At 47.5% G+C, this 26,342-nt stretch carries 26 protein-coding genes; 18 read left to right on the top strand and 8 right to left on the bottom strand.

What is annotated here, in order from left to right:
* The 8 genes from POREN0001_RS00790 to POREN0001_RS00755 all read left to right on the top strand — a co-directional run bounded on the left by POREN0001_RS00790 (position 1) and on the right by POREN0001_RS00755 (position 9,401).
* Positions 1–513 carry an SRPBCC family protein gene (locus POREN0001_RS00790; protein ID WP_224208866.1) on the top strand — a complete coding sequence of 171 codons (513 nt, stop codon included), beginning with the start codon at positions 1–3 and terminating at the stop codon, positions 511–513.
* 385 nt (positions 514–898) lie between these two features.
* Positions 899–1,363: a DUF1648 domain-containing protein gene (locus POREN0001_RS00785; RefSeq protein WP_004332171.1), complete on the top strand. Its 465-nt coding sequence runs from the start codon at positions 899–901 to the stop codon at positions 1,361–1,363.
* A gap of 27 nt (positions 1,364–1,390) precedes the next feature.
* A complete protein-coding gene (locus POREN0001_RS00780) occupies positions 1,391–3,649 on the top strand; it encodes a TonB-dependent receptor (protein ID WP_004332090.1) in 2,259 nt (752 codons plus the stop codon).
* Between the two features lie 490 nt (positions 3,650–4,139).
* Complete coding sequence (locus POREN0001_RS00775; protein ID WP_004332016.1) at positions 4,140–5,702, top strand: lipopolysaccharide biosynthesis protein; 1,563 nt, start codon at positions 4,140–4,142, stop codon at positions 5,700–5,702.
* Entirely contained in the window at positions 5,699–6,685 is a 987-nt protein-coding gene (locus POREN0001_RS00770) for a glycosyltransferase family 2 protein (protein ID WP_004332222.1), read from the top strand. Before POREN0001_RS00775 ends, POREN0001_RS00770 begins: the two co-directional genes overlap by 4 nt.
* Before the next feature lie 6 nt (positions 6,686–6,691).
* Positions 6,692–7,855, top strand: a complete 1,164-nt coding sequence (locus POREN0001_RS00765) for a glycosyltransferase (protein WP_004332246.1) — start codon at positions 6,692–6,694, stop codon at positions 7,853–7,855.
* A gap of 9 nt (positions 7,856–7,864) precedes the next feature.
* Positions 7,865–9,079, top strand: a complete 1,215-nt coding sequence (locus POREN0001_RS00760) for an EpsG family protein (RefSeq protein WP_004332047.1) — start codon at positions 7,865–7,867, stop codon at positions 9,077–9,079.
* A complete protein-coding gene (locus POREN0001_RS00755; protein WP_115321280.1) occupies positions 9,021–9,401 on the top strand; it encodes a C-GCAxxG-C-C family (seleno)protein in 381 nt (126 codons plus the stop codon). Before POREN0001_RS00760 ends, POREN0001_RS00755 begins: the two co-directional genes overlap by 59 nt.
* A 129-nt stretch (positions 9,402–9,530) precedes the next feature.
* Here POREN0001_RS00755 and POREN0001_RS00750 read toward each other — a convergent pair whose 3' ends face one another.
* From POREN0001_RS00750 to POREN0001_RS00740, 3 genes are all read right to left on the bottom strand, one after another.
* Complete coding sequence (locus tag POREN0001_RS00750; protein ID WP_004332183.1) at positions 9,531–9,983, bottom strand: hypothetical protein; 453 nt, start codon at positions 9,981–9,983, stop codon at positions 9,531–9,533.
* Positions 9,964–10,404, bottom strand: a complete 441-nt coding sequence (locus POREN0001_RS00745) for a hypothetical protein (protein ID WP_147286663.1) — start codon at positions 10,402–10,404, stop codon at positions 9,964–9,966. The genes POREN0001_RS00750 and POREN0001_RS00745 overlap by 20 nt, the downstream gene beginning before the upstream one ends.
* Before the next feature lie 221 nt (positions 10,405–10,625).
* The gene (locus tag POREN0001_RS00740) at positions 10,626–10,883 is read right to left on the bottom strand and encodes a YtxH domain-containing protein (protein WP_004332155.1); all 258 of its coding nucleotides are present in this window, start codon (positions 10,881–10,883) and stop codon (positions 10,626–10,628) included.
* 367 nt (positions 10,884–11,250) lie between these two features.
* On the opposite strand from POREN0001_RS00740, the gene POREN0001_RS00730 reads away from it, so the two are divergent.
* The 10 genes from POREN0001_RS00730 (at position 11,251) to POREN0001_RS00685 (ending at position 22,079) form a co-directional block, all read left to right on the top strand.
* Positions 11,251–12,843 carry a leucine-rich repeat domain-containing protein gene (locus POREN0001_RS00730; protein ID WP_004332061.1) on the top strand — a complete coding sequence of 531 codons (1,593 nt, stop codon included), beginning with the start codon at positions 11,251–11,253 and terminating at the stop codon, positions 12,841–12,843.
* A gap of 303 nt (positions 12,844–13,146) precedes the next feature.
* A complete protein-coding gene (locus POREN0001_RS00725) occupies positions 13,147–14,289 on the top strand; it encodes a 4-phosphoerythronate dehydrogenase (protein WP_004332126.1) in 1,143 nt (380 codons plus the stop codon).
* 128 nt (positions 14,290–14,417) lie between these two features.
* Positions 14,418–15,881: a T9SS ring complex lipoprotein PorK/GldK gene (gene porK, locus POREN0001_RS00720; RefSeq protein WP_004332212.1), complete on the top strand. Its 1,464-nt coding sequence runs from the start codon at positions 14,418–14,420 to the stop codon at positions 15,879–15,881.
* Positions 15,882–15,893: 12 nt separating this feature from the next.
* Positions 15,894–16,841: a type IX secretion system motor protein PorL/GldL gene (gene porL / locus POREN0001_RS00715; protein ID WP_004332165.1), complete on the top strand. Its 948-nt coding sequence runs from the start codon at positions 15,894–15,896 to the stop codon at positions 16,839–16,841.
* Positions 16,842–16,855: 14 nt separating this feature from the next.
* Positions 16,856–18,409 carry a type IX secretion system motor protein PorM/GldM gene (gene porM / locus POREN0001_RS00710; RefSeq protein WP_004332122.1) on the top strand — a complete coding sequence of 518 codons (1,554 nt, stop codon included), beginning with the start codon at positions 16,856–16,858 and terminating at the stop codon, positions 18,407–18,409.
* 6 nt (positions 18,410–18,415) lie between these two features.
* The gene (gene porN / locus POREN0001_RS00705) at positions 18,416–19,531 is read left to right on the top strand and encodes a type IX secretion system ring subunit PorN/GldN (protein ID WP_004332041.1); all 1,116 of its coding nucleotides are present in this window, start codon (positions 18,416–18,418) and stop codon (positions 19,529–19,531) included.
* An 11-nt stretch (positions 19,532–19,542) separates the two neighbouring features.
* Positions 19,543–20,100 (top strand): chromate transporter, encoded by a 558-nt coding sequence (locus POREN0001_RS00700; RefSeq protein ID WP_004332108.1) that lies wholly within the window; start codon positions 19,543–19,545, stop codon positions 20,098–20,100.
* Between the two features lie 21 nt (positions 20,101–20,121).
* Positions 20,122–20,727: a chromate transporter gene (locus POREN0001_RS00695; protein ID WP_004332241.1), complete on the top strand. Its 606-nt coding sequence runs from the start codon at positions 20,122–20,124 to the stop codon at positions 20,725–20,727.
* A gap of 50 nt (positions 20,728–20,777) precedes the next feature.
* Complete coding sequence (locus tag POREN0001_RS00690) at positions 20,778–21,362, top strand: hypothetical protein (RefSeq protein ID WP_004332012.1); 585 nt, start codon at positions 20,778–20,780, stop codon at positions 21,360–21,362.
* Between the two features lie 135 nt (positions 21,363–21,497).
* The gene (locus POREN0001_RS00685; protein WP_004332038.1) at positions 21,498–22,079 is read left to right on the top strand and encodes a hypothetical protein; all 582 of its coding nucleotides are present in this window, start codon (positions 21,498–21,500) and stop codon (positions 22,077–22,079) included.
* A gap of 17 nt (positions 22,080–22,096) precedes the next feature.
* Here POREN0001_RS00685 and POREN0001_RS00680 read toward each other — a convergent pair whose 3' ends face one another.
* The 5 genes from POREN0001_RS00680 to POREN0001_RS00660 all read right to left on the bottom strand — a co-directional run bounded on the left by POREN0001_RS00680 (position 22,097) and on the right by POREN0001_RS00660 (position 26,314).
* Positions 22,097–22,789, bottom strand: coding sequence for a B3/B4 domain-containing protein (locus POREN0001_RS00680; protein WP_040579895.1), 693 nt, complete (start codon positions 22,787–22,789; stop codon positions 22,097–22,099).
* Between the two features lie 94 nt (positions 22,790–22,883).
* Positions 22,884–24,062 (bottom strand): GTPase ObgE, encoded by a 1,179-nt coding sequence (obgE, locus tag POREN0001_RS00675; protein WP_004332080.1) that lies wholly within the window; start codon positions 24,060–24,062, stop codon positions 22,884–22,886.
* Positions 24,063–24,079: 17 nt separating this feature from the next.
* On the bottom strand, positions 24,080–24,652 hold the full coding sequence (locus POREN0001_RS00670) for an adenylate kinase (protein ID WP_004332243.1): 573 nt from the start codon (positions 24,650–24,652) through the stop codon (positions 24,080–24,082).
* Entirely contained in the window at positions 24,652–25,188 is a 537-nt protein-coding gene (locus POREN0001_RS00665; RefSeq protein WP_004332268.1) for a phosphoribosyltransferase, read from the bottom strand. The genes POREN0001_RS00670 and POREN0001_RS00665 overlap by 1 nt, the downstream gene beginning before the upstream one ends.
* 490 nt (positions 25,189–25,678) lie before the next feature.
* Positions 25,679–26,314 carry a hypothetical protein gene (locus POREN0001_RS00660; protein WP_147286664.1) on the bottom strand — a complete coding sequence of 212 codons (636 nt, stop codon included), beginning with the start codon at positions 26,312–26,314 and terminating at the stop codon, positions 25,679–25,681.
* Positions 26,315–26,342: the final 28 nt, after the last annotated feature.

The raw sequence follows: 26,342 nt of genomic DNA, 5'->3' as shown, positions 1-26,342 counted from the left end.
GTGAAGAAGGTATTGTACATAATATTGAGCGGTCTTTTATTGCTTGTATTGGATGTCGTGCTCGCAGGAGCACTCCTTCCGAGAATCAGAACGAAGACAAAACAGTGCATTTTGAATGCCCCTGTTGATGTCGTTTTTGCTATCGTGACCAACAATCAAGAATGGCATTACAGAAGATCTTTGGATGATTTGGATATCATCCGTACCCAAGGGGATATTGAAGAATGGGAAGAGACTGCCAATGGCGCAACTATCCGATTCAAGACACTTGAGAAGAGACTACACTCTTTCTACAGTTTTGAGATGGATAGTAAAATGTTCATAGGAAACTGGCAAGCTACATTTGAACCGATGGAAGGTGGTAAAACTCTATTCACTGCAACAGAAAAGATAGAATACAAGAATCTGTTCTATCGTTTGGTTGGGTATGCTTTTATGGACTTAAACAAGTTTATGACCACATACCAAGAAGAACTCACAGCTCGAATAGAACTTGAAAAAGCAGAGCAATGAAGACAATATAACCGAATGTTTGTAATCGATTTCAGAAATCATATTTGTACCATGTAATTGCAATACGCTGTAAATCAGTATGGATTTGTTCTGAAGAGGTTGAAGTAAATCCTCTTGGCATCTCACACACGACAAATCGCAGTAAGCCCCCTCGCTTGCTGCGATTTTCTGTAAGTTAAAGCAAGAAGGTGTTGAACTCGTGAGTGCCACTCACGGCTTCAAATTTGAAGCACCTGATGAAAATGAGTGAAGCATTATGCCTATACTGAGGAAACGTTTCCTCCAAAATGTTATCGATATTTATAGTATATTTGCGCTGCAACTCAGTTAAGAGATGAGCAGAAAGACTGCAAAATCAGCAAACTGAATAGAACGTTATTTTGGCATGAGAGCTTGGAATAAAACTGATTCCTCCATCCTAATGATACTTCTTTTGGCTGCCGTTGCCCTCGGCTGGTACTACCCCTCTATCCCCACGGAGGTGCCCAGCCACTACGGCTTGAATGGGAAAGTGGATGCCCTCTCTCCCAAAGCATTTCTGTGGGAGCTTTATGGTATTCTCGTCTCACTCCAGCTTATACTCTACTTTGTGGGTAAAATAAATCCTCGATTTTACAATTACCCATTCGAGATTCGAGAAGAGAATCGCGAGCTTGTCCTCCGAGCAACCTTCCGCCTTCTCAACGAGCTAAGGATATTCATTTTACTCCTCTTCTTATTGATTATTGGGTTTTCTCTATTTTCGATGGAGAGGATACCAATCTGGTTCCTTTTAGTGACAGTCCTCGTGCCAATCCTCCTCACCATAAAGGGGATCATCCTCATCTACAAAGCAAACAAACCGAATTAGGACATACCCTCTAATTATATTCGACCTATGACAACTGCAGGGAATTTTAAGCGAATCATTCTCCTAACTCTCCTTTTTCTGTTGGAGAGCTCTGCTCTTTTCGGGCAAATCAAATTGCATCTTGACATAAAAACCTGGGATCATCACCCACTAGAGAGCGGCGAGTTACTTGTACAAGAAGGCGATTCTGTGGTACACTTTTCGATAATCAAGGCACAAACGACCGACCTCATACTCCCCAAAGCCGGACTTTATAGCGTCCAACTAGCAAGCTCTAGCTACGAAACATTCGAAATGGAGCGGTTCTTCTCTACGGACAGCACACTCAACATCTTTTTGGACAAACCTGCGGTAGCATTGGGAGAGGTGGTAATTACGGGGAAAGTAAGTCCCAAAGTAACTGCCACAGGAGAGATATTCAAACTATCGAAAAAGGCAAAAGCATCAGGAGATCCTTTTAGAGCTCTCTCAGAAATACCCTTACTACAAGTTGACATCAGCTCTCAGAGTGTCAAGATGCGCACCGGCGAGTCCCCTCTAATATTGGTAGACGGTCATCTTGTAAACTCTGGGATACAACCGATACATCCCGAGACTATCGAAACCGTAGAGGTCTCCGAAGTGGTAAGTGCTCGTTACCTGCAGATGGGTGTTACCAAAATTGTGAACATTCGTCTCCGCAAGGATATTCCTTTTTACTCGTATGTAGATCTTCGCACAAGGCACGACATCCCTCCGAGAGAGGGCTTCGCAGGAGCTAACTTTGAACTTGGAAAGAAGACCTTTGCTGTAGCAGGAGGGGCTTTTGTAGACTACCTTACCAACGATCGTATTCGCTACGTAAGTAAAGAGCAGATGGGGCAAGAAGAGAAAAGCCTATCGGGCTTCTCAAGTGCAAAATCAAGAGGAATAGATGGGCATTTATTGCTCAAATGGGTCCCCTCTCCTTCTGATTATTTCTCAGCACTCATCAAGGCTAAAACATCAAGAAAGCGCACAGAGGGGAAGCAAGAGGGTACATATACAACATTGGGAAAAGCATCTTCTCTCAAAACTACAGACAACAATAGTGTATTGGATGGGGGGATACTAGCTTCTCTTTTCCACGAGCATACATTTCAGAACCAGAGTACACTCTCCACATTTTTCAAGTACAACCATGGATTCTATGACCAATATCAAAACTATCAAGAGAGCTACGACAAAGACCAATCCTCCTACCTTGTAGACCTTGCAACGCTACGCAAACAGTATGCGCTCTCTATCGACTACGAATCGGGAAAGCAATCGTTTGGCTCCTTGGCTATTGGGAATAACCTAGAATACACCCAAGACAAGGTAACAAACCAAGGCATATCGCCCGCTCTAACAGCCCACGTAGGGCTTTGGAGCAACTACACTCACGCAACCTATAGCAATCAGTGGGGGAAATTATACTACATGGCCTCTCTCGGGCTACAGGGCTTAGCTGTGAAGGCAGCTGATAAGAATCACTCCTATTGGAGACCACGTGCTGCTGTAAGTCTAACCCTTAAATTGCCACACTATCAATCACTACGAGGGAGTTACTACCTCACCAACGTCCTTCCCGAAAGCCGCAATCTTGTCTCCTTTAATCTATCAACCAATCCTTGGTTTAAGGAGGAGGGGAACCCGTTCCTTGTACCGATGCAAATTCATCAGTTCAATTTAGGATATGATTGCACTTTTGAGGATTTTCGTATTTGGCTCTTTGGCGATCACAATCGCTATAACAAAATGATAGAGCCCTATGTACGCCAAGAAGGACAATATCAAATAAAATCGTATCGCAACAACGGCACCTATACAAGTACAGAAGGAGGAATAGGAGCTAACTACTCGGGTGAAAACTTTCAAATTTCCGCTACAACCTACTACACATCAGAGGTCTTTAATGGACAATCTCCCAAAGGTTCGTTTGGAGTAAAAGGGTATTTTCGTTGGGATTTTGGCGACTTCTTCATCTATTCTTCTCTATCATGGCGCAATCGCAACTACACAGCCATCAGCCAAACCATCTATAAAAATCCGCTAGAAGCCCATATACAAATTGCTTGGCAGGCGACCAATCGGCTCTATCTATCCCTCGGACTTCCCTACTTTTGGGGCACGAAAAGTGACATAACCGACATAAAGCAGGGCTCTTATACCAGCCACCAACAGACATTCTACGGGAGTGCAAGTTTACGCCCTTGGCTTCTAATTTCTTGGACATTCCGTAAGAATCCCAAGCTTGCGATCCCTAGAAAAATTCCCGATATGTAACCTCAAAAAACATCCGGAACCACAGGTATGCTCCCCCTATATTTACCATATTGAGTCAAAGGGGGAGGTATCGTGCTGGTTAGGCGTGAGACGGAGCCTTCTCTCCTGAGGGCTAAATATGGAGAGAAGTTAGGGAGAAAACAAGGGACCTTCTACCCCAAAATCATTTTTCTTTAGAGCGAAAGCTTATGAGCTTTCGCTAGATTGGTAGTGAGCAATTATCAAGTTACTCATTACCAATCGGCGTATTCGTAATGAGCTTTCGTCTAATTCTTAATACACTTTTCCGAAAATCTTAATACACTTCTGTTAGATTGGTAATGAGCTTTCGACGGATTCGTAATTGGAAATCATCGAATTACTCATAAGCTTTACAATAGAAAAATGCGTTGTGCTCGCCGAGAGCGAATACCGCACTTTCCTTGCCAACACCGCACAATAGAGTATCTTTGCGGTACGTTTAAGCTAGAAAGGAATCTTCGATCACCTCGTGTCTGCAACCGATAGAGCCTCCAATAGTCTGCGCAATGCCCGCTATGCTACTTTGTTTTACATGGTCGGACTCGTTGCCGCCTTCTTCTTCCGTCGCTATTTTATTCAGGTATTGGGGGATGAACTTCTCGGGTTAAACTCCACCTTGGTGAGTATTTTAGGCTTCCTCAATATCGCAGAACTGGGATTATCTTCGGCAGTAGCCTTTGCTCTCTACCAACCCCTAGCACAAAACGACCGGCAACAAGTCAGCGAGATTATATCCATACAAGCGTGGTTTTACCGCTGGGTAGCTCGTATTGTGCTCGTTGCGTCGGGCATCTTACTCCTCTTCTTCCCCCTTATTTTTAAGGATAAAGGCATCCCCCTTTGGTATGCCTACGCCACGTATGTAGTGCTGCTATTCAATGCTTTGTGGGGATATCTTTTCAATTTCCGGCAAATCATTTTCTCTAGCGACCAGCAGGAGTACAAGATGACACTTGCCATACAGCTTCCCAGAGTACTCAAGCAGGTATTGCAAATCTTGGCGATTCTCTATCTCCCAGCCCCCTATATATGGTGGCTCGGCATCGAGTTCCTATTCGGTGTAGTGGGAGCTCTTTTTATTGAATGGCTCATCCATCGAGATTACCCTTGGCTCAAAGCCAATGCCAAACAGGGGAATTGCGTTCGGAGTAATTACCCCGAAATCATACGCCGTACGAAGCAACTTTTCTATCACAAGATAGCCACCTTTGTACTGCAGCAGAGTACCCCTATCGTAATATTTTCCGTATTTGCGAGTGCCCAAGGGCTTGCCGTCGTTACGATTTACCAGAACTATCTCGTTATCTACGCGGGTATTAGCGGGGTAATCTACGCTATATTCAATGGCCTTACGGCCAGTGTCGGGAACCTTATCACAGAGGGCGACAACAATCGCGTAGAGGTCGTTTTCCGCAAACTTTATGCCCTCCGTCTCTGGATGGCACTCGTAATTGCAGGAGGGATGCTGTGGTATTCTCAAGGATTCATGGAGCTATGGATTGGAGGGGGGCGCAGCTTTCAGCAGATTGATTTGCTTCTCTTTGTGCTTTATATGCTGCTGCAACTCTCTCGTCTTCCCGATCAATTCATCTACGCCTATGGTATGTATCAGGATATTTATGCCCCTATGATTGAGGCCATTCTCAATCTTGGGCTGTCTATCCTCCTCGGCTCTATGTGGGGGATTACGGGTATTCTACTCGGCATCAACATAAGCCTCATTGTCGTGATTTACGGCTGGAAACCCTACTTTCTCTACTCCCGAGCCTTCAAAAAGTCGGTCTGGGGGTATCACCTACGCCAAGGAGCGGAGCTTTTCCTCGTAGTGGGCGCAGGGTGGGCTCTCTCCTATTTCTTGCCGAGTCTCACCTCCTTTGCATCCACTCCCTCTTGGCTCGGATGGCTCAAGACGGCACTCTCGGGCACTTGTCTATTTGCCCTCATCTCCAGCATCCTGCTCTATCTTTTGCATCCCGACTTTAGGCAAGGGTTCTCTATGCTCATCTCTAAAATACATCGCAAACACACATGACCCCCTCGGTATCCGTACTCATCCCCGTCTACAACGTAGAGGCGTTTATAAAGAAGTGTCTCCACTCGGTACTCCGGCAAGATTACCCTAATATGGAGGTTATTTTGGTCAACGACTGCTCCACCGATCGCAGTATCGCTCTAGCAGAAGAGGTTATTGCCAAAGAAAACTCGCAGCGGTATAAAGTACAGATCGTGCACCACGAGCATAATAGAGGCATTGCTGCAACACGAGCCACTGCCCTCGGTCTGGCAACAGGAGAATACCTACTTTTTCTCGATAGTGACGACTACTGGGATAACGACTCAGTAGTAAGCCATTGGGTAGCCACCGCCCTACAAACGGATAGCCCCATAGTAATTAGTGATTACGTTGTAGACTACCCCAAACAAAAAATACATCAATCAGTTTTAGAAATAAAGACCGGGCGAGAATACATACAAGCCATACTATCGGGGAGACAACCCGCCTTCCTCTGGAATAAACTCATCCGCCGCAAGGAATGGGAAGAGTGGAATGGAGGTTTTGTAGAAGGGTTGGCACTTCTCGAAGATTATCGTGCCCTTATCCCCTTTCTTTACCATGTAGATAAGATAGGTTACCTACATACTCCCACTGTGCATTACGTACAGCAGAACTCAAGTTCGCTCACACACAAAATAAACATGAAGCAAAAGAGAGATTTGGAGGCTGTACTCGAATATCTATCCCACTACCTACTGGAGGAGCAGAAGGAGGAGGATTTTGCCCCCTGCATAGGTAGAGCCTACATCAATATTAAGATGATGCTATTCAACCGCATACACGTGCGTGACTACTCCATAGTACGTAGCATCCACCCTGAGTATGACCGCCTCCTCTCTAGCCTTCCGCAGAGTACTCTAAATAAATGTATCTACAAACTCCAAAGCACTCGCCCCTGGGGATACCTAGGATGGTTATTACTAAAGGTGCGCGAAGGAGTGAAAAAAGTTATCCGATAGTAGAATATGCCTACACCTCTAGCCATTGTTGTTAGCTCTATTGTAGACAAAGGTCCTCTCAAAGTGGTTGCAGCTCTAGTGCATTACCTGCCTAGAGATGTATACCGCCCCCTCATAGTTGAACTTCAGTCCCCCACAAGAAAGGGGGATGAATTGCGCCAAAAATTTGTATCGTGGGGGTGCAAAGTTGTCTCCCTCCATGCGAGTCTTTGGCGTCTCGAATTGGGTACCTGCCGAGTGGCAAAGGAGCTACAAAATCTCCTCGACAAAGAGCAAATTCGTTTGGTTCACAGCCATACTTACCACCCCGATTTAGTGGTAGCACGGCTTCCTGAGAGGTTCATCAAGCTAAGTACCCTACACAATCGTGCCCAAGAAGACTTCTCCTCTAATAAGGGCGCTCTAGTCGGAGGTTATATGTGGTGGAGGCTAAAGCGCGCCCTCGTTCACTTCGATCATCTTATAGGGATCTCCAACGCCACTACCGACTATTACAACGAAAATCTTTCCCTCCCGAGGCTGGCAACAAGTATAGCCAACGGTATTGACCTAGAGGGCAGAGAGCTAGCAAAGTGCGAAGACAAGGCATCCCTTCGCAAAGAATTGGCTCTACCAGTAGCCCCGGAAGCCCCTTTAATCCTCGCCATTGGGCTGCAATCTCCTCTCAAAAACCACGGGCTACTACTACGTGCACTAGCCCAACTTGCCTCAAAAGAAGAGTACTGGCAAAAAGCCTCTGTCCTATTTTTGGGAGAGGGGGAAGAGCAAAAAGACTACCAAACGCTGGCACAATCGCTCGGTATTAACGCTATTTTTTGGGGTAATGTGCCGGACGTTGTCCCCTATATGCAGGCTGCAACCGTTTACGTGTCGGCCTCTCAATCTGAGGGATTCGGGCTTACCGTGGTAGAAGCCGCACTGGCTCAATGCCCGATGGCTCTCTCGGATATTGCCTCTTTTCGTGAGTTTGCTCGCACTTTCCCGGCTCTCGAAAAAACACTCTTCCCCCCTAACAGCATTGAGCGGTGCGCCCAAAGTATCGCCTACGCTGCCAAAATGCAGTACACCGAGAGTGACCTGCAACGATTTATTCGTTACTACTCTGCCCCTCGCATGAGCGAAGAGTACCATCTGATCTACCAATCTCTCCTTGCCGAATCAAACTCATAATCCTAGGCTATGCCGCCCTATTCAGCCCTATTCTTTGCCCTATTCTTCCTGCTCGCATTCTTCTTGATTTGGACGATCGATAGGGACAAATATGCCTCGCAAATACCCATAGTTGCCCTAGGGGTACTGCTCATCCTTTTCCTAGGGTTGCGCTTTGAGGTAGGAAGAGACTACCCCATCTACAAAGATGCTTTTGAGAATGTTTTTTCCTCTCACTCCCAGCATATGTCCAAAATTTGGAAGACTTACAACGAAGTTCTTCGCTTCTTGCATCTCGACTTCTCGGTATGGACCCTAGGCGTGGCAGCACTATTCATCCCCCTAACTCTCTGGGGATACAAAAAACAGAGCTATCGCTTTGCCATAGCTGCACTTACATTTATACTGGTCTGGAAGCTCTATTTCGAATCCTTCAATACCGTACGCCAATGTATGGCTCAGGCTATATGCCTCTTCTCGATCCCTCTTTTTAGAGATAGACGCTACCTAGAGACGCTTATTGTACTGCTACTCGCCTACCTCACCCACTCCTCTGCCATAATAATGTTCGTGCTTGTGCCTCTATTCTTTGTCCGCTTCAATAGGATATTTATGGGCATTCTGTTTGCACTCTCACTCACCCTGCTACCTATCATTACCAAAGCTATACTGCAATTCTCCATCCCCTATTTACCATTCGATACCATGTACATTGAGCAAATGTACGACACACAAGAGGGACTGGGGTCGGGTATCATGTACTACTTCAATACACTGATAGCCTTCTATTTACTATGGAGACAAAAAGATTTACTCGATCTAGATCGCAATCTTCTCCCCTACATCAATACCTTTTTCTTCGCTACTATCATTACAAATACCTTCGTGTTTTTCCAGGTTGCCGATCGCTTTATGTACTTTCCCTTTTTCTTCCTTCCGATACTCATATCCAACCTCTACGAAAAAGGGAACCTGTACGATCGCTGGGTGATCATCATCCTATTAGTGGTACAATCGCTCATCACAATGCGTAATATCATGAATACAGACGAAAGTTACTACAACTACAAAATCATTATTCATGATAGGGAAGCTCCCAACGACTTCTGGATAAATCAGACCAATAATCGAACATATTCGTTATCTTTGTTTAGAGAAAACGATCAACCAAATGAACCTAAAGGAAATGAAGAAAAACGAAGAGAACAAATCTGCTTTGGACTTTTTCCACGCCAAGCCCAATAACTGGAATTGTGCCCAAACTATTGCTAAAGCCTATCAAGGAATCACCCGGGCAACAGACGACGATATAGAGGCAACTCTCCGCTCAAAGGGCGGTGGAAAAGCCGAAGGAGGACTATGCGGTGCTCTCTATAGTGCCACACAAATACTCGGAGCGGACTCCCCCGAAGCTAAAGCTCTACTCGAAGAGTTTAGATCACGCCTCGGAGCCACCCAATGCCACTCCCTAAAGGCTGAGCTACACATCCCCTGCAACGACACCGTAAATCTTGCAGACGAACTACTCGAGAAGTACCTATCGCAGCAACAAGAGAGACAGCAATAATCCCTTACTCTCCCACTTGATAGAGAGTTTTGGGATTGGCATAAGTACCCACGTTACCACAGATACAAATAACCCCCGTCAAGCTTAGTTTGATGGGGGTTTTTATTTATGATATAAAAAGGGAAAGAGCTATTTGGATTTCTTTTTTCTTCGGAAGGGATTCAACCGAGAGAAGCTTTTTCTCAACACACTGCGCCCTAAGGCGAGAGCCGAAGTCACGAGCATGGGGCGAGCAAGCTCAAACAATTCTATTGCCAGAGGCGTGTACTTTGCCCATGAGGCAGGTAACATCTTACCAAGAAGACTACTAGAGAAAATATTCGCGGAGACTAGACCATGACCTGCTGCATGCCTACCGCGCTGACCCTTATCTTTGGAAAATACCCTAAAAATCCACTGAGCCAACGAACCTTGGGGTAGCACATCACGACGGACACTCTCCCAAATGGCATCTTTTCCTTCCGGGCTGCTGATCCAACGCCACTCACTCTGCACGCGAGCGCGAGAGACGGAGAGGTCGCGCGCCGCCTCAGCTTGTAGCATCTTGAGTTCTTCGTCTACACTACGCTTCTTCATCGCCATCAAAAGAATCTTCTAAGGGATCTAATTCATCCCAATCTTTCCCCAACTCATCTTCAAAATTGGAGGACTTACAATGATTTGCTGCATCAATAAAAAGAGCTTTTACTCGGTCTCGTATAGGACGAGTAAGAGGCTTATACCACACCTTTACCACTACAATTATACCGATCAACAGCAACAGGGTAAGTAATACTCCTAGGGTAATGTTGCCCCCAAGTAGGTCGCTTATCAGATAGGCAATAAGGAACGCTACAAGTACCATACAGACAGGTACTATAAGCAATATAATAAGTAGAGCTACCAACTTGGCAACGAGCAGCGAAGCCCCCTCGGCACTATCCAATACGGACTTTCGCAAGAGAGCCATTGCGTACACCATCAAGTGGCGAACAAATGAGCGTAAACTAAAAGTCGATTCCATCAATCAAATTAAGCAGAAGCCATCCATACCTCCCCCGTTCCCTCCCTTTGAGACACTCCGTCTCCTCCAAGAGAAGAAAAGAAAGAAACAGCACACACGAAGCTACATCCTTCAAAAAAGATTCTCAAAAATGCACCCCGAGTAACCCTGCTAAGCTATGAGAAGCACTTCCCTCAAGACCTAGATGCCTAAGAGGGGAGTGCTCCGGCTATAGCCCTATATTAGTCAAGATCTCCGGCAGAGAGGTCGATATTCTCTTCTACTTCTTGGATCTCTTTTTTCAGTTTATTGCGGTACTGGTTATACTTTGCCTTTGCTTCGTAATACCCTTCTACCACACTATCACGAGCCTTGTCTGCTGTTGTCATCACATCATCGACAAAGCTATTGCGCTTTTCTTTGTCAGAGAAATAAGCTATTGCAGCACCCAAGGCTACACCAATAGCAATACCTAATCCAAACTTTACTTCACTCTTCATAACTTCAATTCTCCAATTAATAAGGTGATACTTACACTTTGTGCTAACAAACCGAAAGTTGAGGCCACCAACTCTTTCGTGAGCCCCACCTCTCTAGGAGTAAAGATACAAATAGTTTCTGATATAATGCAAATAGGACAAAAGGGACTGAATAGAGCAAGAGGGGCTTTTCGACGATAGAATGAGAGAAAATCCACAATCCAATAAAAGGAAGACAAACGATCTCTGTCATCGTCTCTGCCTTTTATAGCGAGGGAACATACAAGCATAGAAAGAAAATATCGAACTCAAGACAGTAAATCAAAATCATTGGTTATCTTCGCGGAAGCAAAACAACTAAAAGCATAACTAAATTGAAAAATCAAAGATGAAACGACATTTCCTCCCCCTCATTTACACCCTACTGCTATTATTTGCTGGTGTCACTTGTGTAAATGCTCAAACTCCCCTCATTACCATGACCACTATAGACGCTGAAAATTATGAGGGGTCTATTTCTTTCTCTCTTTCAGGATCTGAAGAGGACTTCAAGGGCCTCCTAATTGACGCAGGCTACGGCAAGAAACCTGCCAATGAGGTGAACAAAGATGGCAAAATACCTCTCAAGGGGAACATTGTTAAGATCTACGGTACCTGCCAAGGGTTTGTAGCGCCTATGGATCGGGTCAAAAACATAGAATTTGCAGAGAACCAATGCATCAAGCAACTCTCTCTTATGCTCAACGACTTTCCCCAGGGCTTGGATCTCTCTGCCAACAAAGCGCTAGAGAATGTCAGCTTTATAAGTTGCGGAATGCAATCCCTAGATTTCAGCAAGCTCCCCGCCACGCTCAAACAGCTATACCTATCCTCTAACAAATTGACAAGTGTAGATCTATCGGGGCTTCCACGGCTGGAGACTATCTACATAGACGAGAATCCTCAAATCAAGTCTGTTGACTTCAGCAAAAATCCAAATCTCTACCGCATCAATATCTCAAGCAACCCCCTTATCTCAAGTGTGGACCTAGCGGCCAACAAAGAGCTAGTGGTCTTCGAGGCTTGGGACTGTAATCTCCCAGATCTTGATCTATCTCAGACCGACCTTTTGGAGAATATCTCCATAAAAAACAGCAAGGTAAAGAATCTCAAGTTTGGGAAAACTGACAAAATTCAGGTTCTTGACATCTCAAAGAATGCCATTAAAACAATCCATACAGAAGAGATGCCTGCACTACGATCTTTAGCTGTTGGGAGCAATACAGAGATGACAACCTTGGACGTTAGCAAGTGTCCCCAACTTGTAAGCTTAAGCATAGATACCACGAAAATCTCAGAATTGGATCTTACAAAGTGTCCTTCACTTGAGATACTAACAGCCTCTAAGAGTGCTCTTAAGAGCCTAGATCTCTCAAAAAATCCGCTGCTCAACCAACTCTCCATCGAAGATTGCCAATCTTTTACGACTCTCGACATATCTAAGAATCCTAAGTTGAGAATCCTTATCATTGCCGGCAACAAACTAGGATTTGATGCAACCAAGGAAATCGCAAATAACCTCTCCGACCTACCTAATACAGACGAAATTGGTGTATGGGGCGTATTCTTAGAGAAGACTCCCGAAGACCTCAACAAAGTTTCCAAAGAGGCTGTGGGAATAGCATTGAAAAAGAAATGGGAGGTAGTAGCACGCAACACCTATGGCGATTTTTATGACTACACCGGGATTGACACCGGATTAAAAGAGATAGAAAAGCAACCTAAGGGAGTACTTCTCATCAGTGTTGAGAAGAATAGCATTAAAGTGAATAACCTCCCTCAGGGCTACCAGAAGAAAGTCAACATCTTCGATGAAAATGGTAATCTCATCGTCTCCGGAGTCACTAATGACAACTCTATTCTCTTCGATGGTTTAGAGAATCTGCATGGAGTTTTCATTGTAGAGTGCAATGGAGCGATAGGTAAGGGTATCATTCGTTGATAGACACTTACATAAAATCATAGCATAAAAGACAGAGTCTTCTACCCCCGGGTAGGAGACTCTGTTTCTTTATCTAGGATAGTGAGTCTCAGCGTGGCACAAAAAATCCATGCCTAAAACTTTTTTCGTTCCTGCCCTAAAAAGAAATATTTCTTAGGCAGAAAGTGGATGCACTTCCGGCTGGTTTTTCTTTTACTCTAGGGCAAGAACTTTTTTCGCAATTAGCCTAGAAGAGAAAAGGGAGGGGGTAACGGGGAGAGAATTTGTACCTTTGAGGGCATAAAAAACGAACTATATTGCTCTATGTCCTCAGATTATCGCCCTCGTCTTGTAGCCGACCAATCCCTCCCCTACCTCGCAGGATTACTTGATGCGGTGGCCGATGTTACTTACCTTCCGTCCCAAGAGATCTCCCGCGAGCGGCTTATCGAAGAAAAAACCGAGGGGCTTCTTGTCCGCAGTGTCACGCATTGCAACCAAAATCTCCTTGAGGGTACTATGATTCGCTCCATAGCGACCGCTACAGCAGGATTTGACCATATTGATAGAGACTACTGCTCCTCTCATGGTATCCTATGGCGCAACTCCCCTGGGTGCAATGCCCGATCCGTAGCTCACTGGGTAATGGGGGTACTTGCCGAGCGCGCCCTACGCCTCAAGAGACCTCTAGCGCAAGAAACCCTCGCTATTATAGGGGTAGGTCATGTGGGAAGCAATGTACAACAAATGGCTGAGGCACTAGGCGTCAAAACACTTCTAGTGGATCCCCCAAGGGCAGAGCAAGAGGGACAGCAAGGCTTCTCTTCCCTAGAAGAAGCAGCCCACGAAGCCACGATTATTACCTTTCATACTCCCCTCACCAAAGAGGGGAAGCACCCCACCTATCATCTTTTGGGAGAGGATTTTCTCCGTCAATGCCGCAAAAAGCCTCTTATATTGAATGCAGCCCGAGGAGCCATTGCTGATAGCGATGCTCTCCTCCAAGCCCTAAACTCCGGAAGGATAGAGGGGTTTTATCTCGATTGTTGGGAGGGAGAGCCTAACATCCGACTCGATGTTTTAGCACGAGCAGAGCGTGCGACCCCTCATATCGCAGGTTTTTCTGCCGATGGCAAAGCCCGAGGCACGCGCATGGCAGTAGAGACTACGTTGGAGCATTTCGGGCTCAATCCCGCTCTCATTCCCTTTGACCGGATAAGCCTCTCCACGCCCGAAAACGCCACAATAAACCTCAGTTCGATAGGCTCATTGCGCCCGGAGTGGGTCCTTGCACATACCATGAAAACCCTCTCTCAAATAGAGCAAGCTCTACGCCAAACTCCCGACCAATTCGAATCCCTCAGGGTACATTACAACTACCCCCGTGAGGCTCCTGCCTATCAGTTGCTAGGCATTCTCCCAGAAGAAGAGCAACTATTCCGCGTCCTTGGCTACAGCATTGCGTAGGCAGAAAATTAGAAAGTCTATACTAAAGCATACACTTTGTGCGTTAAGCTAGCAGGACGTCTCTCCCCTCAAAGGAGGTTACCCTCACCAAAAGGGCTGAGACAGAATGCGAATAAGAAGAATAGCAGATGACAAAAAGATATCACCTCCTTGCACCGCCTTTTGTTGGTTTGGTAACCCTGGTGCTCCTCGCAGCTTGTGCCTCGCGCCCTCGCTCAACATCAGGTGGCGAATTGGTAGGAGCTTCACTTGCTTCGTGGCAAGAACCTTCGCCCTATGGCATGGTACTTATCCCCCGCGGTTCGATTGTGCTTGGGCATACTCAAGCTGATAGCCTTTGGGGCTTCCCCGCAGAATCGAAAGCAATATCGGTAGATGCCTTCTGGATGGATCGGACGGAAATTACCAATGCGCAGTACCGTCAGTTTGTCTATTTTGTGCGGGACTCTATCATAAGAGAACGCCTAGCCGATCCTGCCTATGGAGGGAACCCCGACTACAAAATCACTACCGATAAGTACGACAATCCCATTGAGCCGCACCTCGATTGGTCTCGACCCATCCCCAATCAAAAGCGTGCCACAGAGGAAGAACTCAACGCCATCAATAGTGTTTATTACACCAATCCCGTAACCCACGAACGGGGGCTGGATCCTTCTCAAATGGTCTATCGCTACGAACGCTACGACTATCACGCCGCAGCCCTGTATCGTACACAGATGCTCGCCTTGCGCAATCCCTCCATCACCCCTGCGGAGATCGAGGCTCTACAGCTACCGACCATTGCCAAAGACACAGCCTATATTGACGATAACGGCCGCGTTATGCGCCAGACCATTACGCGCCGACTTGCTAGCGAATACGACTTCCTTAATACGTATATAGTGCCCATTTACCCGGACGAGGCCTGCTGGGTACGAGACTTCCCCAACTCGACCAATGCCGAGTATGCACACCTCTATTTCAATCACCCGGGCTACGATAATTATCCCGTCGTAGGGGTATCTTGGGAGCAAGCTCAAGCCTTCTGCGCCTGGCGCTCAGCCTCTTTCCGTCAAGGGCTCAACATCCCCGAAGGGATGATCCTCGAAGATTTCCGTCTGCCCACCGAGGCTGAATGGGAGTACGCCGCACGAGTGGGCGATAGCAACCGACGCTACCCATGGAGCGCTCAAGACCTACAAAGCGACAAGGGTTGCTACCTAGGCAACTTCAAACCCGGGGAAGGCGATTACACCGCAGACGGGCACCTTATCACCAGTCAGGTGGGATCGTTCTCGCCCAACGACTTTGGATTGTACGACATGGCAGGTAACGTTGCCGAGTGGACCGAGTCCGCCTACTCAGCCTCTAGCTACAAAGATGTAGACGACATAAACCCGGAGCTAGACTATCATGCCGATCTACGCGACCCCGAGATACTCCGCCGCAAAGTGGTGCGTGGGGGTTCGTGGAAAGATGTCGTACGCTTTATACAATCCGCCACCCGCAGCTACGAATCTCAAGGCAAAGCTCGCTCGTACATTGGCTTCCGCTGTGTGCGCAGAGCCATCAGCTTTACTCCTCAAAAAAGAAGCAACAAGAAAAAATAGCAAAAGAGTCCTATGGAAACAAATAAAAAAGCCGGCAAACTCAGTCTTTTTTTGGCGAGCCGCCGTGGAAAAAAGATCCTCAACGTGGCTTACAGTTGGGGGGCAGCCGTAGTAATTGTAGGGGCTCTTTTTAAGCTCTTACACTGGTCTTTTGGGGATCAAATGCTCTTCGTTGGGATGATGACAGAGTTCCTTGTATTCTTCATCTCAGGCTTTGAGCAACCCGAAGAAACCTACAAATGGGAGCAAGTATTCCCCGAACTCAATGCAGGTCTAGAGGGAAGAAGCCCACAAGACATAGAGCAGCAGCGCGACTATCTCTCCCAGAGAGCAGAAGCAGCACGGCAGCGTGCAGAGAGTTTCGAGCCCTCCTCTCCTTCACACCTCGGAGCCGCAGCCCCCGAGGTTTCACTCGCCGGGGTACTCTCCCAAGAGGAGCTTGATCACCTTCGTGGCAGCATACAGAGACTAAGCGGAGCTATTGACCAACTCTCCCGACTCGGGGAAGTCACCAGCGGGATGACCCAGCAGTGGCAGAGCATCAACCTACAGACGCTCAACGAACATACGGCACAATATAACGAACAGATAGCAGCCCTCGGCAAGAACATTACGGGGCTCAACGCCGCCTACGAGGCGCAGTTGCGTGATGTAAATCAGCAAATTGCAGCCATCGAAGGGATCAATGCCGGTCTCGATCGTATGCGCGAGATGTATGAGGGGAGCCTCGGAGACAGCAACGCATTCCGTATGGAGAATGCCCACATGGCTCGCCAATTGCAAGACTTAAACCGCATATATGCACGCTTGTTGGATGCCATGACCATCAATATGGGAGGCTCCATGATGTCTCGCAATGCCTATCCGGACCCTTATCGTCAGGGCTATACTCCATCGTATGATGCCTATCCGCCCTCACGAGAAGAGCAGTACCCCAACCACCGTCAAACCCAACAATAAATCCTTAGTTCAATATGGCTTCGGGAGGATCTTCGGGCAATCGCAATCGGCAGAAGATGATCAATCTAATGTATCTCGTCTTCATTGCCATGGTAGCCCTCAATGTGTCTTCGGATGTACTGGCAGGCTTTGACAAAGTGGGGGAAGGCCTCGCCCAAATGCTTGCTACGACTACCGAGCGAAACGATCGCACCGGTATGGAGCTACAGCTAGCCTACAACCACAATCCGGACAAGGCAGCCACAGCTTTTGCTCGGGGCAAACAGATACAAAGTGCGGCCGACTCGCTTTACCAATTTATAGACGAACTCAAACAACTTATCGTTGTAAAAACGGATGGAAAGGATGGAGATGTAAATAATATCGACCGCAAGGATGATATGAATGCCTCCGCTGCCATTATGCTCAATCCGCTAGATCCCAAGGGGGCACAGTTGCGTTCTCGTATTGAGCACTTCCGCCAATTGGCCGGGAGTATGATGCTCGACAGTGGTAAGCGTCGCGCTATGGAAAATATTCTTTCCACCCAATCCAAGGGGATTCAACCCTGGGAGAACTCTCTTTTTGAGGGGATGCCTACCATTGCTGCTGTGACTCTTCTCACACAGATTCAGACGGATCTACGCAACGTGGAGGGCGAAGTTTTGAGCGAACTTATCCGAAGCATTGATATTGGTGACTTCCGTGTCAATAAAATAGAGGCACAAGTAGTGCCGGAAAGTCAGATCGTAATGAGTGGGGGAACCTACCGCGCCCAAATTGTACTGAGCAGTGTAGACTCTACCCAGCAGCCCCGTATCGTAGTCAACGGCAAGGAGCTACCTGCATCTAGTCGTGGGGTATATAGCGTACCAACAGGCACTTCGGGCACTTTCCCCATCAAGGGATTCATCGAAATGCGGCGCGGAGATGGCACGCTCGAGAAGCATGAGTTTAACTCCGAATATACGGTCACAGCTCCCATGGCCTCCATTGCTCCTACCTTGATGAACGTACTATACGCAGGGATAGACAACCCCATCAACATAGCTGTTCCCGGCGTTGCCGGCGAAGCGATATCGGCAACGATGAGCAATGGAAGTCTCACCAAACGAGGGAATCAGTGGGTAGCTCGCCCTGCCAAAGTAGGCACAGAAGCCGTCATAAGTGTATCAGCACGAGGGATGGATGGTAGTGTAAAGAAAGTAGCCGAACAGCGATTGAGAGTTCGTTCTCTACCCGACCCTCTACCCTACATTGAGTATAAGGATGCCAACGGAGTAGCCAAACGCTTCCGTGGAGGGAGCCTCGCCAAACGCGATCTTCTAGCAGCCGGAGGAATCAAAGCTGCCATTGACGACGACATACTGGAGGTATCCTACTCGGTAGTTCGCTTCCAGCTCACCTTCTTCGACCAGATGGGAAATGCCATGCCCGAGGTGGGGCAAGGGGATCGATTCTCCGAGCGACAACTCTCTCGCATACGCTCCCTCTCCCGTGGCAAACGCTTCTACATCAGCGAAGTAATAGCCCGTGGCCCCGACGGTGTAGAGCGCAAAATCCCGCCCATTGAAGTAATAGTTAAGTAGATAAGCATGAAGTTCTATAATCATATAGCCTGCCACCTCTCCGCAGCTCTATTAGCCCTCTCTTTGAGCCTCACCTATAGTTGGGCTCAAAACGACTCCATACAAGCCGCCCCTGTGCGCAAAAGCACCACTTCTCGTCGCTCCCAACAAGAGAAACAAGAGGCTCAGCAAGATGGCCTGAGTGCACGTGCCTCTGAACTAAACCAACGGCTAGAGAAGAATAGCAGCAACGCCCCTTGGAAGCGGGTTATCTACCGGGAAGTCAACCTCGATAGTGCCGAGAACGCTGCTCTCTACTACCCTCCTCGCCCCACCGAGACTGAGCAGAACCTCTTCTCTACGCTCTTTAGATTGGTCAACAAAGGAGCTATCGAAGTTTTCGATTATACGGACGGATACGAAGCCTTTGATGCTAAACACAAACTCAACTTCTCCGACTTTCTAGATCGCTTTGGTATCCTATTCGAAGAAGATGCCAGCCGTGAAGGGAATGCGCGCTACGTGGTAGCCGAAGCCGATATACCCTCCGAACTTGTAAAAAGCTACTTTTTGAAAGAAGAATATTACTTCGATCCCATCCGAAGCACCATCGATACCAAAGTAATTGCCCTCTGCCCTGTAATGCACGATACAGGTGACGCCGAAGAGCCGCTCAAGTATCCCCTCTTTTGGGTTACCTACGAAAGCATTCGCCCCTATCTGGCCATGCAACCCGTAATGCTAAGCGATATCAATAATGCCACCACCTCTACACTCGACAATTACTTCCGCATGAGGCTATACAACGGAGGTATCTACAAGACACAAAACAGGCTTGGTAAGGCTCTCGCTCAATACTGCCCCACGCCGGACTCTCTCCGCAGCGAGCAGCAACGCATTGAACAAGAACTAAAAAGTTTTGAAGTAAGTCTTTGGATGCAAACGCCCCAAACTGATGCTCCCGAAGAGGTAACAACAGAGGGGAAAGACAACGCTCAAACCACTGCAGTACAAGACAATACGGCACGAGCTCGCCGCCAAAAAAGCAAGGAGAAAGCACCCAAGGCTCCAAAGGCTGCCAAAGCAGCAAAACCGGCTAAGGCAACGAGCAGCAGCAAGCGGAGTGCGCGAGGACGCTTCTAGCCTCGCCCCCTATGCGTTCTCTTCTCCTCTCCCTCTTCACTACCTTTTTGCGTATAGGTAGCTTCACCTTTGGGGGAGGGTATGCTATGTTGCCCCTCATTGAGAGGGATGTAGTGGAGCGGCACAAATGGCTCTCTCACGAAGAGTTCATCGACCTATTTGCCGTTGCCCAATCGCTCCCCGGGGTGTTTGCAGTCAATATATCCATCTTTGTGGGCTACCGCCTTGCAGGGAAGCGAGGTGGCACCATTGCCGCTCTCGGGACGATTCTCCCCTCTTTTGTCATTATCCTACTACTTGCTTTTACCTTCGAGAGTGCCAAGAGCAATCCCCATATTGCGGCTATAATGCAAGGGATTCGCCCTGCGGTTGTCGCCCTTATTGCCGTACCGGTTTATACTACATGGCGTACCATGCGCCTATCCAACAGGTGGCTTATCGTGCCTATTCTTACGGCTCTCTTGGTTTGGTTTTTGGGAGTTTCTCCTATCTTAATTATCCTAGTATCGGGAGGGTTGGGGATACTTTATCGAGAGGGGATCAAGCGCAAACTAAAGCAACAGAAGTAAGGTTGAGCCTAGCAAAAGAGTATGACTACCCTACTTCTCTACCTACAGCTTTTTTGGACTTATACCAAAATTGGACTCTTCGGCTTCGGAGGGGGCTACGCCATGCTCTCTCTTGTACAAGACGAAGTAGTGGTAAAACAAGGCTGGATCACGGAACAGCAATTCACCGATATAGTGGCGCTGAGCCAAGTTACACCGGGTCCCATCGGCATCAATAGTGCCACCTATATTGGCTACACGGCTACGGGTTCTATCCTCGGGGCTATTGTTGCCACATTGGCTGTCTCACTCCCCTCCTTTATTTTGGTGATGCTTATCTCCATGGTGTTCTCACGTTTCCGACAAAACCGATGGGTGGAAGCGGCTTTTGTGGGTATCCGCCCCGCTTCTGTTGGGCTTATTGCTTCGGCGGCTCTGCTTCTCTCTATTCACGCAGAGGCCGTTTGGCAATGGATAAGCCATGGGAATGGAGAGGCGATTGTAGTGCGAGACAATTTCCCCGATTTGCGTAGTCTTTTACTATTTGCTGTTACCTTTGTAGCCGCACTCAGGCGATGGGTACACCCGATCCTCCTCATCTTACTTGCAGGAGGTGCAGGATGGTTGCTTTACTACGCCCTCGCTTAGTCTTGACTCTACAATAAAATAACACCAACAAGACTCTAATTAACAAAGCAATGATGAAGAAAAAACACCATTGGTTCTACCACGCAATCCTTTGCGGAGCTGCCCTTTTGGCCGCTATCGCTCCCAGCCTTGCACAAGAAAAAAGTGGCACAAAAGGCGATGGACCTCTAGTCCTTGTAAGTACGGCACCTCAGCACCTTCTTTTTGGGATTGACCTAGGGATCGAACGCTCCCTCTCTCCCAAACTTTCCCTCGCTGCCGATCTCACGACGCACCTATGGCTTTTGGAAATGCCCAACATAGCGATCTCTCCCATGGCTAAATACTACTTCACGGGCACTGTAGGCTCGGGGATTTACGCTCGGGCAAAGGCTGTGACGGGCTACTTCTTTGGCACTACAGCATTAGACGCTCCCTATTATGCAGGCCTGGGAGTAGGCTTCGGATTTTTACTCCCCGTAGGGAAAACCGGACGTTGGCACTTTGGCGTTGATGGAGGGGTCAAACTAGCCATTCCCTTTGGGGTCGATAAAAACCGGCCAGCCGTAAGACCACAATGGGGGTTGCCCTACTATACTCTACTAAGCCCAGCATCCATTCCGGAACTATCTATTAGGATTGCCTGCCGTCTCTAGTCCAGCAATTTAGTTCTAGATACCGAGCGATAAGCTGCCATTGCATAGCTGATATTCGTTGCTATACTACACCCTTGCCTAGTCTTAGCTCTACAATAAAAAAACACCAACAATATACTAATTATCAAAGTAATAATGAATAGAAAATGCCATTGGCTCTACCACGCAATCCTTTGCGGAGCCGCCCTTTTGGCCTCTATCGCACCTAGCCTTGCACAAGAAAAAAGTGACACAAAAAGCGGCGTCCCCGAGACCCTTGTAAGTACCGCACCTCAGCACCTTCTTTTTGGAATTGACCTTGGGATCGAACGCTCCCTCACTCCCAAATTTTCTCTCGGTGCCGATCTCACAACGCACCTATGGCTTTTAGAAATGCCTAACATAGCCATCTCTCCCATGGCAAAATACTATTTCACGGGTACTGTAGGCACGGGGATTTACGCTCGAGTAAAGGCTGTGGCGGGTTACTTCTTCGGTGCTACAGTATTCGATGCGCCCTATTACGCAGGCGGGGGAGTAGGATTCGGATTTTTACTTCCTATGGGGAAAACCGGACGTTGGTACCTAGGTGCCGATTGCGGGATCAAGCTAGCCATTCCCTTTGGTGACGGAGGAGATCGTCCAGCCTTAGGAGGAGACTGGGGAATAACCTACTACACTCTACTAAGCCCTGCATCTATTCCGGAACTATCGATAAGGATTGCCTACCGTCTCTAGTCCGGCAATTTATTTCTCTACACCGAGCGGCTAGCAACAGTTGTAGAGTCGATATCCGTTGCTTGTACAAACCGCCGGAGTAGCTCGATAGTCTGCTCTTTTGCCTCTTGCAGAAGGGCGTCTCCTCCCTCCTCTTGGGGAACATAATTATTGATAAAGATCAGAGCGTTGCGAGTAGATAGTTCTACTTTGCTGCGCTCTGAGTCGCTTGTAGGGGTTGCAAAAGTACCTAGAGCATCTTCGTAAATGGGCAATCCCTCCACGTTAAGCACGCCACGACCAATCCCCTCAAAGTGGTCATCGGCAGAGCCAATACGCAATGTTATATCCCCTTGTAGGGTATCGGCATCGAAGACACCAAGTGAATACCCCGTAGCTATGGAGACGATATTGCCCAAATCGACAAGCTGATTGACCCAATACAACCCCAAGTCTTTGACAATACGGCGGCGCAACTGCTCGGCAGCCGGTCGGTAGCGATTGGGATCTTTGCCACAGAGTTTATAAGCTGCTCTCGTATGATGGATGGCAGGCATCTCCTTTATCTTATCCAGTTGTGTGGTGAGAACCACTTGTGCCATGAGCCTATCCATCTCCATTTTGAGCAGGAGGTCTGTAGGCATATTAGAGACCTTTGCCTCAATTATTGCCATGGAAAAATGGGGACAAAGCCGAGCAAAATCAGGAGCTATAGATACATGGTGTCTCATAAAAGTTTAGGTAAAAGTCGTAGCCAACCCAAAATAGGGTTGCAGCTATGGATATGTGCTACTTTGCGTAACGATTAGACTTGTGGAGAGAGGGTTAATCGTTGAGCCCTAGCTCATCTTTCACCTCATCATCCCACTCAATATCAAGCAATTCGTCTTCGTCGTCCTCGTCGTCTTCTAGCCACTCAATAGCTCCCTCTTTATTGTAGAGAGCATCATCGTCATGGAGGGTCTCAAGCTGCATGGCCTCGCGTACCAGTTCAGTATTGTCGTAAGGCATCTCACGATTGAGCTCTTGCCAGAGCAGGTCTTTTAGCTCTGTAAGCCCACGTTGTGCCACTGCCGAGATGAAAACATGAGGTAGCTCTTGAGGAATTTCTTCACGAACCATCTCGATCAATTCGTCGTCGGCCAAGTCGCATTTGGTAATCGCCAGGAGACGACGCTTAGAACCCAACCCCGGATTGTACTTGAGCAACTCGGCAAGCAAGACTTCATACTCCCGATAGATATGCTCCGTATCAATAGGGATCATAAAGAGGAGTATAGAATTGCGTTCGATATGGCGAAGGAAGCGGAGTCCTAACCCTTTTCCCTCTGCAGCACCCTCGATGATACCGGGGATGTCTGCCATTACAAAGGAGCGATTGTCTCTATAACTAACAATACCGAGGTTAGGAACAAGGGTGGTAAAAGGATAATCGGCAATCTTGGGTTTAGCCGCTGTTATGGCACTCAATAGCGTAGACTTACCGGCATTGGGCAAGCCAACCAACCCTACATCGGCGAGGGTCTTGAGCTGCAAGATGATCTCACGCTCCTGTGCCGGTTCGCCGGGTTGTGCAAAGCGGGGAGCCTGATTGGTAGCATTTTTGAAGAAGGAATTTCCCTTCCCTCCACGCCCCCCTTTGAGGAGGAGCTTCTGCTCTTCGTGGCGCGTAACATCGAGGATAAACTCCCCCGTTGTGGCATCATATACGGAGGTGCCGAGGGGTACCTCTATTATCACATCGCTACCCGAAGAGCCGGTTTTAAGAGCACCGGCACCACTCTCGCCACTCGGAGCATATATATGCCGATTGAAACGCAAGTGAAGAAGCGTCCAATAGTTGCGATTGGCACGAATGTAAATACTCCCGCCATTACCTCCATCTCCCCCATCGGGACCTCCTTTGGGGATATATTTTTCGCGGCGGAAGTGTGCCGAACCTCTACCGCCCTTACCCGAGCGGCAGTAGATCTTCACATAGTCTACAAAATTGCTCTCTGCCATCTACCCTCAGCAGTCTCCTAAGCGAGCTTATCAATAATCTGGTAGAGACGCTCGGAGATCTCCTCTACTCTACCTGTACCATCTACCAAATGGAGATTGCCTTGCTGAGCATAATACTCGGAGACAGGAGCCGTCTGCGTACGATAAACCTTAAGCCTATGGTTAATGGTTTCTATATTGTCGTCGCTACGTCCTTCCTTCTCTTTGCGAAGGAGCAAACGCTCTATCACCATCTCATCGGGCACAGAAAGCTCTAGCATGGCACTCACCTTGGTCTGGTGACGCTGTAGCAAAAGATCGAGGGCTTGGGCTTGAGCCACCGTACGAGGGAAGCCATCGAAGACAAAACCTTTTACGTCGGGATGCGAAGCTACAAGGTCTTCCATCATTCCAATGATAACTTCGTCGGGGACTAAGTGACCGGCCTCTATCAAAGTCTTAGCTTTCAGACCCAGTTCTGTCTCTGCCTTAATCTCTGCACGGAGAATATCTCCGGTCGATACATGCATTAACTGATAACGCTGTACCAAATTGGCACTCTGAGTACCCTTGCCCGACCCCGGGGCTCCAAATAAGATTAGGTTTATCATCACTCTTTGAGTTTGTAAATATCTCGGAGCATACGCCCTCTGTCATCGTAGTCTAAGCCGTGCCCTACAATAAAATCGTTGTCGATCTCAAGCCCTACATAGTCCGCTTTTATATCGCACATTAGCGCCTTGGGCTTTGTGAGCATGGCAGCAATACGCACCTCTACGGCTCCCTCATCAAGGTATAGAGCCTTTACATTTTGCATCGTGTAACCGGAGTCGATAAGATCCTCCAAGATCACAACATGACGTCCCTTGAGGGGAGCACTAACGGGCATTACCTCCTTAAGGCTGAAGGTAGACTGCGTCCCTTGATATGACGAATAGCGAGCAAACGCGACCTCGTGCTCTGTGCCGATGTAACTCAGCAACTCAGAGGCAAACATAAAGGCACCATTCATGATCACTACATAGAGAGGATCTTTGCCTTCCATATCTACCCGTATCTCTTCTGCCATACGTTGGATGGCAGCATCAATCTCGCGATAAGTAATATAAGGTGCAAATACCCTTCCGTAAAGCTCTATATCTTCCATACGAATCTCGTTCTTATGGGACAAAGTTAGCTTATTCCATTCAATCCTCTTCGTTTCTCAGATGTTTTCTCCGAGAGAAGAGGGAGAAAAAGGGTAAAAAACCGTCTGAGAAGGAGCTCTTCATCCCCAAGGGCACTTTTTCCATTGGGTAGAAATAAAAAAATTACTGCCCTAAATGTTGGGGCATTTTAGGCTGAAATCCTCAGATTTCTCAGGCTAAATCTTTTTTATTCTTAGGCAAAAAGGGAACGACTTTTTGGGCAAGAAAAAATTTCCCTCCAGCCAGCGACTCACAATGAGGATCCCCCGTATCTATTCGCCCCCAAACTATGTATCCTCCCTCTCCTAGGGATAAAAAAAGGGAGTCTCTCCGTCGGCAAAGTCGTAGCTCCACAAGAGCCACTTTGCACGTCTCCGGAAAGACTCCCCTTATCCCCTCTCGTTATAGGACGAGGAGGGGGAAAAGAAAATCTAATTCTTAATCTAGAATTTAGATCAATACCCTATCCTCATCAATTGAAACCTCTCCCTGTTCCGAAACGAGGAAAGGAATTTCGTAATATTCAATGGATGTGCGTCCGGCATTACTTACGGTCTTCGCTTCTTTCTCAGTAACATGCAAAACGAAGCGACATCTACCCTTTTCCGTTATATTATCAATCGAATAAGAGTCTACACAGTGGAACTTGAGGCCTTCTGCTTCAATTATTTTTTTGGCATCCTCGATCTGCTTTGCATACGCTTCCGGAGAGATGCCCTTTACATCAAGTGCGGAGATCTCAGAAAAATTGGGTTCCTCTGCATATGTTGTATATGCAGAAAGGTTGCTTGCAGATCCATCTACAAAGAAAACTTGATGCCATGCAGCGCCATCCTTATCCACCATCACTACCGCACAAGAGTGAAGATCGTTGTCCAACTCCTTGCCCGGACGAGAATCTCTACCGAGATCTAGACTAACAAGCTTAAATTTGCTAGCATCCACCTTTTCTTCGATGATTCCTTGCACTTTTTCCCATGTCTCTTTTGTATCCGTGGGGACACCTACAATACTAGAGATTGCATTGCAAGCAGAGAGCAACAAAGCCACTGCGCTTACTCCTAAAACAGATAATTTCTTCATCATTTTATTCTTGTTCTTATCAGTAAAACTG

The sequence above is a fragment of the Porphyromonas endodontalis ATCC 35406 genome (assembly GCF_000174815.1).
Classification (GTDB): Bacteria; Bacteroidota; Bacteroidia; order Bacteroidales; family Porphyromonadaceae; genus Porphyromonas; species Porphyromonas endodontalis.
The sequence above is the reverse complement of the archived record's forward strand: the minus strand, read 5'-3'. Positions and strand labels throughout refer to the sequence as shown.